This window comes from Streptomyces sp. NPDC000348, from assembly GCF_042898795.1.
Lineage (GTDB): Bacteria > Actinomycetota > Actinomycetes > Streptomycetales > Streptomycetaceae > Streptomyces.
Genome location: NZ_JBIAZD010000025.1, coordinates 1 through 14,896 on the forward strand (window position 1 = coordinate 1; position 14,896 = coordinate 14,896).

Annotated in this window: 14 protein-coding genes and 1 pseudogene; 8 read left to right on the forward strand and 7 right to left on the reverse strand. The window is 72.8% G+C overall.

The annotated features are described in order from the left end of the window. Nucleotides 1–184 precede the first annotated feature (184 nt). The 4 genes from ACFY3N_RS32830 to ACFY3N_RS32845 all read right to left on the reverse strand — a co-directional run bounded on the left by ACFY3N_RS32830 (nt 185) and on the right by ACFY3N_RS32845 (nt 3,898). Nucleotides 185–904, reverse strand: coding sequence for a cupin (locus tag ACFY3N_RS32830; protein ID WP_390820549.1), 720 nt, complete (start codon nt 902–904; stop codon nt 185–187). Next, nucleotides 901–1,845: a PmoA family protein gene (locus ACFY3N_RS32835; protein ID WP_390820460.1), complete on the reverse strand. Its 945-nt coding sequence runs from the start codon at nt 1,843–1,845 to the stop codon at nt 901–903. The genes ACFY3N_RS32830 and ACFY3N_RS32835 overlap by 4 nt, the downstream gene beginning before the upstream one ends. After that, a complete protein-coding gene (locus ACFY3N_RS32840; protein ID WP_390820461.1) occupies nt 1,845–2,957 on the reverse strand; it encodes a Gfo/Idh/MocA family protein in 1,113 nt (370 codons plus the stop codon). The genes ACFY3N_RS32835 and ACFY3N_RS32840 overlap by 1 nt, the downstream gene beginning before the upstream one ends. Nucleotides 2,958–3,142: 185 nt before the next feature. Then, nucleotides 3,143–3,898 carry a response regulator gene (locus ACFY3N_RS32845; protein ID WP_390820462.1) on the reverse strand — a complete coding sequence of 252 codons (756 nt, stop codon included), beginning with the start codon at nt 3,896–3,898 and terminating at the stop codon, nt 3,143–3,145. Between the two features lie 296 nt (nt 3,899–4,194). Here ACFY3N_RS32845 and ACFY3N_RS32850 point away from each other — a divergent pair, with 296 nt between their 5' ends. From ACFY3N_RS32850 to ACFY3N_RS32870, 5 genes are all read left to right on the forward strand, one after another. Next, on the forward strand, nt 4,195–5,178 hold the full coding sequence (locus ACFY3N_RS32850) for a Bug family tripartite tricarboxylate transporter substrate binding protein (RefSeq protein ID WP_390820463.1): 984 nt from the start codon (nt 4,195–4,197) through the stop codon (nt 5,176–5,178). Continuing rightward, entirely contained in the window at nt 5,175–5,714 is a 540-nt protein-coding gene (locus ACFY3N_RS32855; protein WP_390820464.1) for a tripartite tricarboxylate transporter TctB family protein, read from the forward strand. The genes ACFY3N_RS32850 and ACFY3N_RS32855 overlap by 4 nt, the downstream gene beginning before the upstream one ends. 1 nt (nt 5,715) lies before the next feature. Further along, nucleotides 5,716–7,209 carry a tripartite tricarboxylate transporter permease gene (locus ACFY3N_RS32860; protein WP_390820465.1) on the forward strand — a complete coding sequence of 498 codons (1,494 nt, stop codon included), beginning with the start codon at nt 5,716–5,718 and terminating at the stop codon, nt 7,207–7,209. 172 nt (nt 7,210–7,381) lie between these two features. Continuing rightward, nucleotides 7,382–8,491, forward strand: a complete 1,110-nt coding sequence (locus ACFY3N_RS32865) for a GDSL-type esterase/lipase family protein (RefSeq protein ID WP_390820466.1) — start codon at nt 7,382–7,384, stop codon at nt 8,489–8,491. A gap of 141 nt (nt 8,492–8,632) precedes the next feature. Continuing rightward, nucleotides 8,633–10,270 (forward strand): cellulase family glycosylhydrolase, encoded by a 1,638-nt coding sequence (locus ACFY3N_RS32870; protein WP_390820467.1) that lies wholly within the window; start codon nt 8,633–8,635, stop codon nt 10,268–10,270. Between the two features lie 58 nt (nt 10,271–10,328). Here ACFY3N_RS32870 and ACFY3N_RS32875 read toward each other — a convergent pair whose 3' ends face one another. Both ACFY3N_RS32875 and ACFY3N_RS32880 read right to left on the reverse strand, forming a co-directional pair. Then, the gene (locus ACFY3N_RS32875) at nt 10,329–10,970 is read right to left on the reverse strand and encodes a class F sortase (protein ID WP_390820468.1); all 642 of its coding nucleotides are present in this window, start codon (nt 10,968–10,970) and stop codon (nt 10,329–10,331) included. Nucleotides 10,971–11,144: 174 nt separating this feature from the next. Continuing rightward, nucleotides 11,145–11,933: a hypothetical protein gene (locus tag ACFY3N_RS32880; protein WP_390820469.1), complete on the reverse strand. Its 789-nt coding sequence runs from the start codon at nt 11,931–11,933 to the stop codon at nt 11,145–11,147. A gap of 262 nt (nt 11,934–12,195) precedes the next feature. Between ACFY3N_RS32880 and ACFY3N_RS32885 the strand changes: the two are divergent. From ACFY3N_RS32885 to ACFY3N_RS32895, 3 genes and pseudogenes are all read left to right on the forward strand, one after another. Beyond that, nucleotides 12,196–12,406, forward strand: a pseudogene (locus ACFY3N_RS32885) (MFS transporter); the annotation flags it as partial. Between the two features lie 250 nt (nt 12,407–12,656). After that, nucleotides 12,657–13,547 carry an SDR family oxidoreductase gene (locus ACFY3N_RS32890; RefSeq protein WP_390820470.1) on the forward strand — a complete coding sequence of 297 codons (891 nt, stop codon included), beginning with the start codon at nt 12,657–12,659 and terminating at the stop codon, nt 13,545–13,547. Nucleotides 13,548–13,582: 35 nt separating this feature from the next. Beyond that, the gene (locus ACFY3N_RS32895; protein WP_390820471.1) at nt 13,583–14,320 is read left to right on the forward strand and encodes a maleylpyruvate isomerase family mycothiol-dependent enzyme; all 738 of its coding nucleotides are present in this window, start codon (nt 13,583–13,585) and stop codon (nt 14,318–14,320) included. Nucleotides 14,321–14,339: 19 nt separating this feature from the next. On the opposite strand, the gene ACFY3N_RS32900 is transcribed toward ACFY3N_RS32895, so the two are convergent. Further along, nucleotides 14,340–14,735 carry a MarR family winged helix-turn-helix transcriptional regulator gene (locus ACFY3N_RS32900; RefSeq protein ID WP_390820472.1) on the reverse strand — a complete coding sequence of 132 codons (396 nt, stop codon included), beginning with the start codon at nt 14,733–14,735 and terminating at the stop codon, nt 14,340–14,342. Between the last annotated feature and the right edge of the window lie 161 nt (nt 14,736–14,896).

Here is a 14,896-nt window from a genome sequence, read left to right on the forward strand (position 1 = left end):
TGGTTTTTATGTGGGGTGTTCTTCGTTTGGGGGGGGCCCGCCGGCGGGGGGGGGCGGCCCCGCCCCCCCCCCCCCGCCAACCCCCCCCCCCGGCGCCGCCCCCCGCCCCCCCCCCCCCGACCCGGCCCCGACCCACCCACCGGCCCCAGGCGCCACGCGCATCCCACCCGCGCCGCAGGCACGGTCACGGCACCGTGTACTCGTCCCGTCGGCCACACATGCCGAAGCCACCCCGCCGACCGGGCACGGTCTCATACGCCGCCGCCTCTTCGAGGTGCGCCCAGTCGCCCGCGGCCAGCGCGGACAACTGAGCCCCCGTCCGCTCGGCGGCGGCCAGGGCACCGGACCGCCACAGCTCCCGCCACACCGGCACCCGGTCCCGCACCAGCCGGGCCGCCGCACGCCGGAACTCCCGGTACGGCCCGTCGTCACCCCCCACCAGCGCCTCACGCAGCACGAGATAGCCCTCGACCGCGAGGTCCCTCCGCCGCCGCGCCGCCGCCTCCACCGCCGGCCCCGCCCCGGACGGAAGCACCGCCGCCGCGGCGTAGCGCTCGGGGTCGGCCAGCACCTCGGGCGGAAACGTGAACACCGCGTCCCCGGCCTCGGGCAGCCCGCTGTTCTGCATCAGCACCGTGACCCGCAGCCCCCCGCCCTGCACCATCCGGTGCACGGTCCCCGGCGTGAACCAGGCGACCGTCCCCGCCTCCAGCGCGATGTCCCGGTACCCGTCGGAACCGAGCGTCTGCACGGCGCCCCGGCCCCCGGTGACGACGTACGCCTCCGTGCACACCGTATGCAGATGCGGACTCCCCCCGCACACGCCGTCCGCGGCCTCCCACTCGTACGCGCTCACGTGCGACAGCCCCACGGCCCCCGGCAGCGGCGCGTCGCACCCGCTCACCACGGCAGCCCGTCCAGATACGATCCCACCCGCTCCCGGTCCCACGCCCCGTCCGCGACCACGATCCGGTAGCGGTACGAGAAGGACTCTCCCGGCGGCAACGCGAACTCCTCGAAGAACGCCCAGGAGAACGCGACCGACGGAATGGGCTCCGAGCGCACGAACCAGTGCGACGGATGCACGGCGGTCCTCTCGTCGAGATTCTCGGGCGCGTGCGCGAAGACCAGCGTGGAGCGGGCGTCCACCTCATCGTGCTCGGCGGTGAAGGCGAGCCACGGCCCCTGCGTCCCCATGATCTCCCCGGCCCCGGCCCCGGCCTCGACCCCAGCCCCGGCTCCGGCCCCGAAGACCGTCCCCCCGGTGAAGTCCCGAGCCCCCCGCCACTGCAACCCGGTGTACCCGGCCAGCTCCCGCCCCGCAGTGGTAGGAGACCCGAACACCAAATCGACATCCCGCACATTGCTCAACCGGATCGACCAGTCGAGCACCCACGCCCCGACCGACTCGTCGACCGAGTGGACGCTCAGCCCGCGCTCCTCCCGCGCCCACTCACCCCCGCCGTTCTCCACCCAGGTGAGCTCCTCGACGAGATCGAGCCGCCCGTCCCCCACGGCGAACCCGGAGAACCCGTCGTGCCGCATCGACCCGACACGCTCGGGCAGAGGCAGGTAACCCCGCCCGTGCACATACGAGTTGCCGCCCCAGAAGTTCTGCCCCGACAGATGACTGGCCGTCATCTGCAGCCCCTTGTGCCAGCGGTGGTCGTTCGGCCGGTACCCGGTGACCGTGCGCCCGCCCAGCGTCCGCACCGGATGGGCATACGGCTTCCGGGACTCGAACGCCTCGGGGTCGGGCCGGTAGACGTACCGCAGGATCTCCGTACCTCCCGCGGTCGTCACCACCACGGCATCACCGATCTCATGAGTGACGCGGATGTCCATCAGTGCTCCTCGGGCGCCCAGTCGGAGTGGCCACCGTGCATGGCCGCATGGAACGGGTCACCGGGGCCGATCTCCCCGGCCCGCACCGGCAGCCCGGTGAACGCGGCCTTGTACAGGGCGGCGGCGAACTCGAGCGTGCTCCGCGCCTCCGCCCCGCTCCCCGGCGGTCGTACACCGGCGTCGTAGGCGTCGAGGAGGGTGCCCAGCTGCGCCGTGTGCGAACTGGGCACGTCCTGCGCGGGCGCACGCCAGGCGGCGGCACGCTCGGCGGCGACGTGCCGGGCCGGGGTGTAGGTCCAGTCGTCGTTGACGTGCCCGTACAGGTGGGTGAGTTCGACCGTCGCGTCCGCGCAGTCGACGCGGATCCGGCTCACCTCGTCGGGCGAGAGCACGCTGTTGACGACGGTCGCGAGCGCGCCGTCGCGGAAGCGGACCAGGGCGGTGGAGACGTCCTCGCTCTCGGTGTCGTGGACGAGGCGCGCCGCCATGGCCCGTATCTCCTCCCACTCCCCCAGCAGGTGCAGCAGCAGGTCGTACTGGTGGATGCCGTGGCCCATGGTGGGCCCGCCGCCCTCGGTGGCCCAGCGTCCGCGCCAGGGCACGGAGTAGTACGCGGCGTCCCGGTGCCAGGTGGTCTGGCAGTGCGCGACCAGCGGGGCGCCCAGCTCACCGCTGCGGATCAGCTCACGGGCGTGGACGGCGCCCGAGCCGTAGCGGTGCTGGAAGATCACGGACGCGTACGCCCCCGATGCCTCCTCCGCGGCCGCGATGTCGTCGTACTCGGCGAGCGACAGGCACAGCGGCTTCTCGCACAGCACCCAGGCGCCGGCCTTGAGCGCGGCCACCGTCTGCTCCCGGTGGAGCGACGGCGGGGTCCCGATCAGCACCAGGTCCGGCCGTACGGCGTCCAGCATCGCGCCCATCGAGGTGAACCCGGCGACCTGCTCCCCCGCGGACGCGCGGAAGGCGTCGAGCCGGCCCTGGTCCACGTCGACGGCGGCGACCAGTTCGGTGCGGTCGGCGTGGGAGCGCAGTGCGGGCAGATGGCCGCCGCTGACGATCGCACCGGTGCCGACGACGGCGACACGGCGGCGGACGGGGGACAAGGACATGCGGCGCTCCTCGGAACGACGACGAAGGCGGACCGGAAAACTCTAGAAAGCGCTTTCCCTCACCGCCGACCCTAGGCCCGCCCGCAGGCGGGGACAACCCCATGCCCTGTATTCGAGACCGGCCGAAACCAGAACCCGGCCCCTGGAACCGCGCCCGCGCCCGCGCTCCGCCCCCGAACCGCCCCCTACGCCCGCGCCCCGCCCCCCGACCGCAGCCCTCCGCCCTGCCCCAGGAACCGGTACCGCCGCTCGGGCCGCCCCGTCGCCCCGTACCGCAAGGACACCTCCACGATGCCCACGGTGTGGAAGTACTCCAGGTACCGGCGGGCGCTGACCCGGGAGACCCCGGTCAGAGCGGCGCACTCGGTGGCCGACAGGGTTCCGGCGGTCCCGCGCAGGGTGCGCTCGACCAGACCGGCGGTCTCCGCGCTCATGCCCTTGGGCAGCACCGGGGACGCCGGCCCCGCCGCACCGGCCAGCACCCGGTCGACGTCCGCCTGACCGCGCACCACCGTGTCGAGCAGCCGGCCGCGCCGACCGGCGTAGCGCTCCAGACGTCCCCGCAGGTCCTCGAAGTCGAACGGCTTGAGCAGGTAGTCGACGACGCCGTGCCGGACCGCGCCACGCACCGCGTCCGCCTCGCGGGCGGCGCTGATGACCATCACGTCGCAGTCGTGCCCGGCGGTGCGCAGCCGGGGGATGACGTCAAGGCCGAAGAGATCGGGCAGATACAGATCGAGCAGCACCAGATCGGGACGGAGTTCGTCCACGGCGGCGATCGCCTGCTCACCCGTCCCGGCGACCCCCACGACCCGGAACACGTCGAGGCGTTCGACGTAGGCACGGTGCACCCGTGCCACCCGGAAGTCGTCGTCGACCACGAGCACGTCGATCGCGTCGACCGTCGCGGGCGCCGGGCGATCGCCCCGACCGCTGTCCATCGTCTCGCTCCTTCCGCCACCGCGTCCATGAGGTGACCGGGACCCCCTGGTCGGCGGCCGTCGCCCCGGCGGACACGACGAGGCGCGGCGCCGGAGCCGCCATCATGGCCCCCACCTGCGGCCGGGGAAAGAGACGTGCGCCACTGACGGTGCTCCGCTGACGCAATGACCACAACCTCCATTGGTTCCGCAAGCGCGACAGCCCGCCGGCGCGCGGGCACCATGTGGCCCGCGTCACCCTCCCCCGCAGGGCCTGGCGCGACCCCAGACGACCCGACCGACAGGTGGTGGCACTCGTGCGCCTACGCACACCCCTCGCCCTGCTCGGGGCCGCCGTGCTCGTACTCGTGGGCCCGCCGCTGCTCACGACCGGCAGCGGCACCGAGACCGGCACGCAGATCCCGGGCCTGCGCTTCATGGTTCCCAACTCGCCCGGCGGCGGCTACGACATCACGGCCCGCACGGCCGCGAAGAACGCCGAGGACGCCGGGCTCACCCACACCGTCGAGGTGTTCAACCTGCCCGGCGCCGGCGGCACCGTCGGCCTGAGCCGGCTGGTGAGCGAGCACGGCAACGGCAAGCTCGCCATGTCGATGGGGCTGGGCGTGGTCGGCGCCGTCCGCTCCAACGACGCGCCGAAGACCCTCGCGGACACCACTCCGATCGCCCGGCTCACCGAGGAGCAGGACGTCGTCGTGGTCGGGAAGGACTCCCCGTACCGGACGGTCGACGACCTGATCCGCGCCTGGAAGGAGGACCCCGGCAGGCTCCCGGTGGGCGGCGGGTCCTCCCCCGGCGGCCCCGACCACCTCGCGCCGATGCTGATGGCGCGGGCCGCCGGGATCCCGCCGAAGCAGGTCAACTACATCCCCTTCGACGGCGGCGGCGAACTGCTCGCCTCGATCCTCGGCGACAAGGTCGCCTTCGGCGTCTCCGGTGTCGGTGAGTACCTCGACCAGATCAAGTCCGGTGAGCTGCGCCTGCTCGCGGTCACCGGCCCGGAACGGGTCGCCGGCCTCGACGCCCCGACCCTCCAGGAGGCGGGCTACGACGTGAGTTTCACCAACTGGCGCGGCATCGTCGCCCCGCCCGGCCTCACCGACGCCGAGCGCGGCAAGCTCGTCCGCCTGGTGCGGGGGCTGCACGACTCGGACGAGTGGCGGGAGTCGCTGAAGCGCAACGGCTGGGACGACGCCTTCCTGACCGGCGAGGAGTTCGGGGCGTTCCTCGAAGCCGAGGACAAGCGCGTGGTCTCGGTGCTGAAGGAGCTCGGACTGTGACGACACCGACCGCCGGCACGACCCCGGCGCCCGCCGCCGAACGGCGCTCCTGGCTCCGCGACCACTCCGAACTCGGCGTCTGCGTACTGCTGCTGGCGCTCGGTGTGCTCGTCCTGACCGACGCGCTCACCATGGACGTCGACATCGCCCAGCGCGGGCCCGTCGGCCCGAGGACCGTGCCGGTCGCCGTCGGCGCCGGCCTGCTCGTCGTCGCCGCCCTGCTGGCGGTGGACGTCCTGCGCGGCGGCCGGGGCCGGGCCGAGACCGGCGAGGACGTCGACCTGTCCGAACCCGCCGACTGGCGCACGGTGCTGCTGCTGGCCGGGGTGTTCCTCGGCACCGCCGTCCTGATCGAGCCGCTCGGCTTCCCGGTCGCGGGCGCGCTGCTCTTCTGGGGCGCCGCCTTCGCGCTCGGCAGCCGCAGGCACGACCGCGATCCGCTGATCGCGGCGGTGATCTCCTTCGTCACCTACGCCGTGTTCAACAACCTGCTCGGAGTGCCGCTGCCCGGCGGTCCGCTGATGGGAGTCCTGTGACATGAACGCCCTCAACTCCCTCATGGACGGCTTCGGTACGGCCCTCACCCCGCTCAATCTGCTCTGGGCCGCCGTGGGCGTGCTGCTCGGCACCGCGATCGGGGTGCTGCCCGGCATCGGTCCGGCGATGGCGGTGGCGCTGCTGCTGCCGGTGACGTACGGACTCGAGCCGACCGGTGCGTTCATCATGTTCGCCGGGATCTACTACGGCGCGATGTTCGGCGGTTCGACGACCTCGATCCTGCTGAACACGCCCGGGGAGAGCGCGGCGGTGGTCGCGGCCATGGAGGGCAACCCCATGGCCAAGTCGGGGCGCGGCGCGCAGGCCCTCGCGGCCGCCGCCATCGGGCACTTCGCGGGCGGCATGGTCGGCACGGTCCTGCTGGTGGCGCTGGCCCCGACGGTCGCGGACCTGGCCGTGGACATCGGCGCCCCGGACTACTTCGCCATCATGGTGCTGGCGTTCATCGCCGTGACGTCGGTGCTGGGTTCGTCCCGGATCCGGGGCATGGCCTCGCTGCTGATCGGTCTGACGATCGGCCTGGTGGGCCTGGACCAGATGACCGGCCAGCAGCGGCTGACGTTCGGCTCGCTGCAACTCGCCGACGGCGTCGACGTGGTGATCGTCGCGGTGGGCCTGTTCGCGATCGGTGAGGCGCTGTGGGTCGCGGCGCATCTGCGGCGCAGGCCGCCGGACCCGATCCCGGTGGGCCGGCCGTGGCTGGGCCGCGCCGATGTGCGGCGCACCTGGAAGTCATGGGCGCGCGGCCCGTTCATCGGCTTCCCGTTCGGCGCGATCCCGGCGGGCGGGGCGGAGATCCCGACCTTCCTGTCGTACGTCACGGAGAAGCGGCTGTCGAAGCACAAGGACGAGTGGGGCAAGGGCGCCATCGAGGGCGTGGCGGGTCCGGAGTCGGCGGCGTCGGCCTCGGCGGCGGGCACGTTGGTGTCCATGCTGACCCTGGGCCTGCCGACCACGGCGGTCGCGGCGGTGATGCTGGCCGCGTTCCAGCAGTACGGCATCCAGCCCGGCCCACTGCTGTTCGAACGCGAACCCGACCTGGTGTGGGGCCTGATCGCCTCGCTGTTCGTCGGCATGGTGCTGCTGCTCGCCCTCAACCTGCCGCTGGCCCCGGTGTGGGCGAAGCTGCTGCGCATCCCGCGGCCGTACCTCTACGCCGGGATCATGTTCTTCGCGGCGGTGGGCGCGTACGCGGTCGGCGGCGAGGTGATCGACCTGGTGATCCTGCTGGTGATCGGCCTGATCGGCTTCGGAATGCGGCGGTACGGACTGCCGGTGCTGCCCGCCGTCATCGGTGTCGTCCTCGGCCCGGCCGCCGAACAGCAGCTGCGCCGCGCCCTGCAGATCAGCGACGGCAGCGTCACGGGTCTGGTCGACACGCCGTTCTCGGTGACCGTCTACGCGGTCGTCGTGCTGCTGCCGGCCTGGCCGCTGGTGCGCAGGGCGCTGCCCCGCAAGGGCGCCGGGACCTGATCGAACGCGGGATTCGCCGGTCGGGGCGCGGCACGCGGAGGCCACGCCCCGACGGCGTACGGACCCTGCGGCGCCGGGGCCGTAATCCGTCCAGCCTCTTGACGCGTGAATGACAATAGTGGCTTGATGACGGCATGGGAGCGCTCCCACCTCATCCAGGGAAGGGGAAACCATGCGCGACACCCGCCTCCTCCGCTTACGCACGCTTCCGCTCCTCGGCCTGCTGGCCGTCCTGCTCCTCCCCCTCGACCCGGCCCCCACGCCGGCCGCGGCGGCTTCACCGGCCACCGCCGGTGAAGCCGCCGCGGCCGACCCGGTGCGCGTCATGCCGCTGGGCGACTCCATCACCGGGTCGCCGGGCTGCTGGCGGGCCCTGCTGTGGAACCGGCTGCTGGACGCCGGGCACACGGACATCGACTTCGTCGGCACCCTGCCCGCGCAGGGCTGCGGCGTGGCACACGACGGGGACAACGAAGGACACGGCGGCGAACTGGTCACCAACGTGGCGGACCAGAACCTGCTTCCCGCACGACTGGCGGCGACATTGCCGGACATCGTTGTCATGCACTTCGGCACGAACGACGTCTGGAGCAGCGTCTCCCCCGACCGCATCCTCGCCGCCTACACGAAGCTCGTGGGTCAGATGCGGGAGTCCAACCCGGACATGCGGATCCTCGTCGCCCGGATCATCCCGATGAACCCCGGCACCTGCGCCGCCTGCGCCCAGCGCGTGGTCGACCTCAACGCCCGGATCCCCGCGTGGGCCGCGGCGGCGGGCACCGGCCGCTCCCCGGTGACCGTGGTCGACCAGTGGACGGGTTTCGACACGGCCACCGACACCTACGACGGCGTCCACCCGAACGACGCCGGCAACGAGAAGATCGCCGCACGCTGGTTCCCGGCCCTGGCCGCACTGCTGGAGGCGGGCGTCCCCGGCGACCCCGATGACCCGGGCGTCCCCGGCGACGCCACCTGCACCGCGTCCTTCCGGGCGGTCTCCACCTGGCAGGGCGGCTACCAGGCCGAGGTGACGGTACGCAACACCTCCGCCGCCCCCGTCACGGGCTGGAGGGTGACGGTCGTACCGAGCGACGGCGCCCGTGTCGGCCAGGTCTGGAACGGCACCCTCGGCACGGCCGCCGACGGCACGGCCACCGTTACCAACGCGAGCTGGAACGGGGCCCTCGCCCCCGGTGCGAGCGCCTCCTTCGGCCTCATCGCCACCGCTCCGGCAACCTCTTCCGCCCCGGCGGCGACCGTCACCTGCACGGCCACCTCCTGACACCCGGACGATCCGGCCCGGGCCACCTCGTCACGCACGGCACACCCCGGCGTGCCGTCACCCCTCGCCCCCGGCACGTACCGCCGCACAGCACGGACACAGGGACAGCACGCACAGCCGACCGCACCCACTGGAGCCGCCATGAGACCCCGTACGCCCGCCTCCCCACGAGCCGTCGGCCTTCTCGCCGCCCTCCTGGGACTCCTCCTCCCGCTCCTCGCCTCCACCACTCCGGCGCACGCGGCGCCCACCGGTTTCCGCGTCGAGAACGGCCGCCTCCTCGAGGCGTCCGGGAACGACTTCGTGATGCGCGGCGTCAACCACGCGCACACCTGGTACGCCGACCGGCTCGGCTCACTGGCGCACATCAAGGCCAAGGGCGCCAACACCGTGCGCGTCGTCCTCTCCAGCGGCGACCGCTGGACCCGCAACGACGCCGCCGACGTGGGAGACGTCGTCGCGCAGTGCAAGCAGAACCGGCTGATCTGCGTCCTGGAGGTGCACGACACCACCGGTTACGGCGAGCAGAGCGGAGCGGTCACCCTCTCCCGCGCCGCCGACTACTGGATCAGCGTCCGAAGCGCCCTGGCCGGCCAGGAGGACCACGTCATCGTCAACATCGGCAACGAGCCGTACGGCAACACCGGTTACACGGCCTGGACGGCCGACACCAAGGCCGCGATCCAGAAGCTGCGCGACGCCGGCTTCGACCACACGCTCATGGTCGACGCACCCAACTGGGGCCAGGACTGGGCGTTCACCATGCGTGACAACGCCGCCTCGGTCTTCGCCGCCGACCCGGACGCCAACACCGTGTTCTCCATCCACATGTACGGCGTCTTCGACACCGCCGCCGAGATCAACGACTACCTGGGCCGCTTCGTCTCGGCGAAACTCCCCATCGTGGTGGGGGAGTTCGGACACAACCACTCCGACGGCAACCCCGACGAGGACACCATCCTGGCCGTCACCCGGCAGCTCGGTCTCGGCTACCTCGGGTGGTCCTGGAGCGGCAACGGCGGCGGCGTCGAGTACCTCGACATGGTCACGAACTTCGACCCGAACCAGCCGACCAGCTGGGGTGAGCGCCTCTTCGACGGCGCCGACGGCATCGCCGCCACGTCCGAGGAGGCCGCGGTCTACGGGTCCGGCTCCGGCGGCGACACCACGGCCCCGACCGCTCCCGGCACCCCGAGCGCCTCGGCGGTGACCTCCTCGTCCGCGACCCTCACCTGGGGCGCGGCCACCGACGCGAGCGGTGTCACGGGCTACGACGTCGTGCGGATCAGCGGCGGTGCGGAGAGCGTCGTCACCACGACGGCCGGCACCTCCGCCACCGTCACCGGACTCACCCCGGACACGGCCTACACCTTCGCCGTCTACGCCCGGGACGCGGCCGGCAACCGCTCGCAGCGCTCCGCCACGGTGACCGTGACCACGTCCTCCGGCGGCACGACGGGTGCCTGCGCGATCGGCTACCGGGTGACGGGCGAGTGGCCCGGCGGGTTCCAGGGCGAGGTCACCGTCCGCAACACGGGCGGCTCCGCGGTGAACGGCTGGACGCTGCGCTGGACCTTCCCCGCCGACCAGCGCATCACCCACATGTGGGGCGGTACGCCGGCGCAGAGCGGTTCCGAGGTCAGCGTCACCTCCGCCTCGTACACCGCGTCGATCCCCGCGTCCGGCTCGGTCGGCCTCGGCTTCACGGCCTCGCGGACCGGCGCGAACCCCAGTCCCACGGCGTTCAGCCTCAACGGCGTGAACTGCTCCGTGGTCTGACGGACCGCTGCCCGGAAGGCTCCCTCCCCCTTCCGGGCAGTCCGCCGTCCCGGCCGGCTCAGACCAGGTGGGCGAAGACCACCAGGTTCTCGGTGTAGTCCTTGGCGGCGTGGTCGTAGTCCCCGGCGCAGGTGATGAGCCGCACCTGGGCGTCGGGGGTGTCGGCGTACACGCGCTCGTCGGGGAAGTCGTCCTTCTCGAAGGACTCCGCCTCGTCCACCACGAACGTCGCCTTGCTGCCGTCGGCGCGCAGCACCCGGAAACGGTCGCCCTTGTCGAGTTCGCCGAGCCGCGCGAACACGGCCGGGGACGTCGCGGTGTCCACGTGCCCGGCGATGATCGCCGTACCGCGTTCGCCCGGGGAGACGCCCTCGGCGTACCAGCCGACCAGGTTGGTGTTGTGCGCCGGCGGCGGATCGAGCCGGCCCTTGCTGCCGATGGCGAGGTCGGTGAAGGGGGCGTCGACGTCGATGTCGGGGATGAGCAGCCGGATCGGCTCGGACCGTGGCAGGGCCCCGGCCGCCGGTTCGCGGGTGGCGGGCTCGCCGGCGGCCGGGGCGCTCGCGGCGGGGGTGGACGGCGCGGCGGAGACCGCGGATGCCGCGCGCGGTCCGTGGGCGTCGTCGGGAGGGTCTTCCCCGCCGCCCATCAGGGTCGTGGCGAGCAGCAGGCCCGCTCCGCTCCAGAAGACCGCTGTCATGACGGCGCGCAGCCTCCGCCGCTCCGGCGGCGCCTGATCGGTTTCGAGGGGGGAAGGGGGACTGGCCGGCATCGGGGGGACCACCTCATTCGGACACGGCACACGGACGGACGAGCGGGGCCGTCATGACGTGCGAGGCACGCACGACGGCCCCGTTATGGCGCCGGGCATGGCTCAGGCCACGCTCCCGGCGGCCTTCTTGCGGCGCAGCGCGTAGGCGCCGGTGCCGAGAACCGCCAGTGCGGCCAGGCCGCCCGTGGTGACGCCGGGCCCGGCGAGCCCGCCGCCGCCGGTGTGCATGCCGCCGTGCGGCTTCTCCTTGTTCCACTCCTTGTCCTGCTTGCCGCCGTAGGACTTCTCGCTCTGCGAGTCGTCCTTCTCCTTGTACGTCTCCGGGTCGTACTTCGGGTCCTTGGCGGTGCCCCAGTCCTCTTCGTTCACGGCGGCCAGGGCCCCGCCGCCCGTGTGCATGCCGCCGTGCGGCTTGGTGTACTCGCCGTCCTTCTCGTACTCCTTGCTCTCCTTCTCGGACTCGCTGTCCTTCTCGGACTCGCTGTCCTTGGCGTGCTCGCCGTCCTTCTCGTACTCGCCGTCCTTCTTCTCGGACTCGCTGTCCTTGGCGTGCTCGCCGTCCTTCTCGTACTCGCTGTCCTTGTCGTTCACGACGGCCAGGGCCCCGCCGCCGGTGTGCATGCCGCCGTGCGGCTTGGCGTACTCGCCGTCCTTCTCCGACTCCTTGCTCTCCTCCTCGTACTCCTTGCTCTCCTTCTCCGACTCCTTGCTCTCCTCCTCGTACTCCTTGCTCTCCTTCTCCGACTCCTTGCTCTCCTTCTCGTACTCCTTGCTGTAGGAGGAATCGTCATGCCCCCCGTCGCCCGAGTGGTCGGCGTAGGCTACGGGCGCGGCGATGGCGAGGGCCGCCGTGGCCGTCGCGGTGGCGAGCAGCATGCGGGCAGAGCGCATCTGAGAGTCCTTCCACGGGAGGCCGGGCAGCTGACTCCTCGTCAGCACGGATGTCCCGGGCTCCGGCATGATCCACGCTCGGTCATGGCACCCGGTCCCACCATCCGGGGCGTTCACACGGGTTAACGCCTCCACTCATCCGGCGGCACACCGGCCGCGGCCACCCCTTCACGGCCTCCCTTGCCCCGGGCCGCGCCGCCCCCCGACCTGACTTTGTGCCGACAATAAACAAAATCCGTTCGCACAGTGCGGTGCCGGGTTCTGCGCGGTGCTGCTCTGCCTCGGCGTCGCGCTGCCCCCGCTGACCCGTTCCGTCCTCGCGCTCGGCGTCGTGCTGCTGCTGTTCGGCGCGGCGTACGGCGGGATCAACGTCGCCTTCAACAGTGCCGCCGTCGACCTGGTGGCCGCGCTGGGGCGGCCCGTCATACCCGGCTTCCACGCCGCGTTCAGCCTGGGCGGCATGCTCCTCGGCCCGCCCGCGATCGGCTTCATGGCGGACCGGTTCAGTCTCCCGGCCGCGCTGACCGGCATGGCGGTACTGGCGGCGGTGGCCACCGCCATCGCGACCCGTCACGTGCACGCGGACTGATTCCGTGCGGTCCCCCGGCCCCGCGGGGCGGTGGGACGGGACGGATCGGATGCGCGGTGCCGGGGTACCCGGGTGCCGGCGTCCGCCGGTCATCGGCCGGCGGGGGCCGACCACGCGACCGCCCCTCCACGGACATGGGAGAGACCGTGACCGAACAGCAGAATCCCGTCGAGCAGCACCCGACCCCCGACTTCCCCTCCCAGGACCAGCCGCACCCCGGATGGACCGGCCCCATGGATCCGCCGCCGGACCACGGGGAGGACTCCTACCGGGGCAGCGGCCGGCTGGCGGACCGCATCGCCGTGATCACGGGCGGGGACTCGGGGATCGGCCGGGCGGTAGCCCTGGCGTTCGCCCGCGAGGGCGCCGACGTGGTCTTCACGTACCTGGAGAGCGAGAAGGACGACGCCGCCGAGACCGTGCGATGGGTGGAGGAGGCCGGGCGGCGGGCCGTGCCCGTGACGTGCGACGTGCGGGAGGAGGAGAACTGCCGGGCGCTGATCGACCGCGCGGTGTCGGAGTTCGGCCGGATCGACGTCCTGGTGAACAACGCGGCGTACCAGATGTCGCAGCCCGACGGCATCGAGGCGATCTCCACCGAGCAGTTCGACCGCGTGATGCGGACCAACCTGTACGGCATGTTCTGGCTGTGCAAGCTGGCCGTGCCGCACATGCGGGAGGGCGGAAGCATCATCAACTCGGCCTCCGTGCAGGCCTACAAGCCGAGCCCGCACCTGCTGGACTACGCGACCACGAAGGGCGCCATCGTCACGTTCACCCAGGGGCTGGCGCAGATGCTGATCGAGCGGGGCATCCGGGTCAACGCCGTGGCTCCGGGGCCGGTGTGGACGCCGCTGATCCCGGCGACCCTGCCGGACACCACGGAGTTCGGCAAGCAGGCGCCCATCGGGCGTCCGGCCCAGCCGGCCGAGATGGCCCCGGCGTATGTCTTCCTCGCCTCGCAGGAGGCGTCGTACATCACCGCGGAGATCGTCAACGCGACCGGCGGGACCCCGCTTCCGTAGGACCCGGCGGGCGTCCGTACGGCAGACTCCTGCCCATGACGGACACTTCCCGGTTCCTGGAAACGCTGGAGGAAGAAGGCCGGTTGCTGGCCGACGCCGCGGAGCGGGCGGGCACGGACGCCGTCGTCCCGGCCTGCCCGGGGTGGCGTACGCGGGACCTGGTCCGGCACACCGGTGCGGTGCACCGGTGGGCCGCGGCCTTCGTCGCGGACGGGCACACCGCGCCGCGCCCGATGGGCGAACACCCCGCGCTGGACGGCGCCGGGCTCATGGCCTGGTACCGCGAAGGTCACCGCCGCCTGGTGGACACCCTGGCCGGCGCGGCGCCCGACGTGGAGTGCTTCACCTTTCTGCCCGGTCCGCCCTCCGCGCTCGCGTTCTGGGCCCGCCGGCAGGCGCACGAGACGACCGTCCACCGGTTCGACGCCGAGTCGGCACGCGGCGGCACGCCCTCGCCGATCGCCACGGATTTCGCCGTGGACGGCGTCGACGAGCTGCTGCGCGGGTTCCACGCGCGGCCCAGGAGCCGGGTGCGCACCCGGGCGCCCCGGGTCCTGCGGGTGCGCGCGACCGACGCGGACGCGGTGTGGACCGTACGGCTGTCCCAGGAGCCGCCGGTGACCGTCCGGGACGCGTCCGGGGACGCGGAGTGCGAACTGGCCGGACCCGCCGATCAGTTGTACCTCGCGCTGTGGAACCGGGCGCCGGTGCCGGCGGTCTCGGGTGATCCGGAGCTCGCCGCGCTGTGGCGGGAGAGGTCCGCCGTCGTCTGAGAGCCCCTCGCCGGCCCCGTCACCCGGCGTCGGAGAGCATCCGGGCCAGCACCGCGCGCTGCACCGGCAGTACCTCGCCGTGCAGCGCGCGCCCCTTCTCCGTGAGCGACACCCGCACCCCCCGCCGGTCCTCCGGGCACGTCCCGCGCTCGGCGAGACCCTCCTTCTCCAGCCGGGCGACCAGCCGGGACAGCGCGCTCTGGCTCAGATGGACGTGCTCGGAGATCTCCTGGACACGGTAGGAGCAGCCGCCCGGCCCGAAATCCTGCGCGAGGATGTCGAGCACCTCGAAGTCGCTGGCGCACAAGCCGTGTTCGTGCAGGGCGCGGTCGATCTCGCACTGGGTGCGCGCATGCAGCGCGAGCACCTCCCGCCACCGTTCCACGAGCGCCTGTTCGGCCTGCTTCGCCGCCATGGGCGCACCGTAGCAGGCATGCGCACGCACGTCTCCCGGGCACGGCCCCTGCGTTCGCCGCCCCGTCCCCGGCGGACGCCGGGCCCCGGCCGCGGGGCGCGCCCGCCGGTGCTCCGCGCCGCGAGGACGGCCGTCGTCCCCCGCACCGGCCCGCTCGTCCC

What these genes read in the sequence shown, in the direction of transcription:
- ACFY3N_RS32865 (WP_390820466.1), top strand. Translation starts at nt 7,382, where the DNA reads ATGCGCGACACCCGCCTCCTCCGCTTACGCACGCTTCCGCTCCTCGGC.
- ACFY3N_RS32870 (WP_390820467.1), top strand. Translation starts at nt 8,633, where the DNA reads ATGAGACCCCGTACGCCCGCCTCCCCACGAGCCGTCGGCCTTCTCGCC.
- ACFY3N_RS32875 (WP_390820468.1), bottom strand. Translation starts at nt 10,970, where the DNA reads ATGACAGCGGTCTTCTGGAGCGGAGCGGGCCTGCTGCTCGCCACGACC.
- ACFY3N_RS32895 (WP_390820471.1), top strand. Translation starts at nt 13,583, where the DNA reads ATGACGGACACTTCCCGGTTCCTGGAAACGCTGGAGGAAGAAGGCCGG.
- ACFY3N_RS32880 (WP_390820469.1), bottom strand. Translation starts at nt 11,933, where the DNA reads ATGCGCTCTGCCCGCATGCTGCTCGCCACCGCGACGGCCACGGCGGCC.
- ACFY3N_RS32860 (WP_390820465.1), top strand. Translation starts at nt 5,716, where the DNA reads ATGAACGCCCTCAACTCCCTCATGGACGGCTTCGGTACGGCCCTCACC.
- ACFY3N_RS32890 (WP_390820470.1), top strand. Translation starts at nt 12,657, where the DNA reads ATGGGAGAGACCGTGACCGAACAGCAGAATCCCGTCGAGCAGCACCCG.
- ACFY3N_RS32900 (WP_390820472.1), bottom strand. Translation starts at nt 14,735, where the DNA reads ATGGCGGCGAAGCAGGCCGAACAGGCGCTCGTGGAACGGTGGCGGGAG.
- ACFY3N_RS32835 (WP_390820460.1), bottom strand. Translation starts at nt 1,845, where the DNA reads ATGGACATCCGCGTCACTCATGAGATCGGTGATGCCGTGGTGGTGACG.
- ACFY3N_RS32840 (WP_390820461.1), bottom strand. Translation starts at nt 2,957, where the DNA reads ATGTCCTTGTCCCCCGTCCGCCGCCGTGTCGCCGTCGTCGGCACCGGT.
- ACFY3N_RS32845 (WP_390820462.1), bottom strand. Translation starts at nt 3,898, where the DNA reads ATGGACAGCGGTCGGGGCGATCGCCCGGCGCCCGCGACGGTCGACGCG.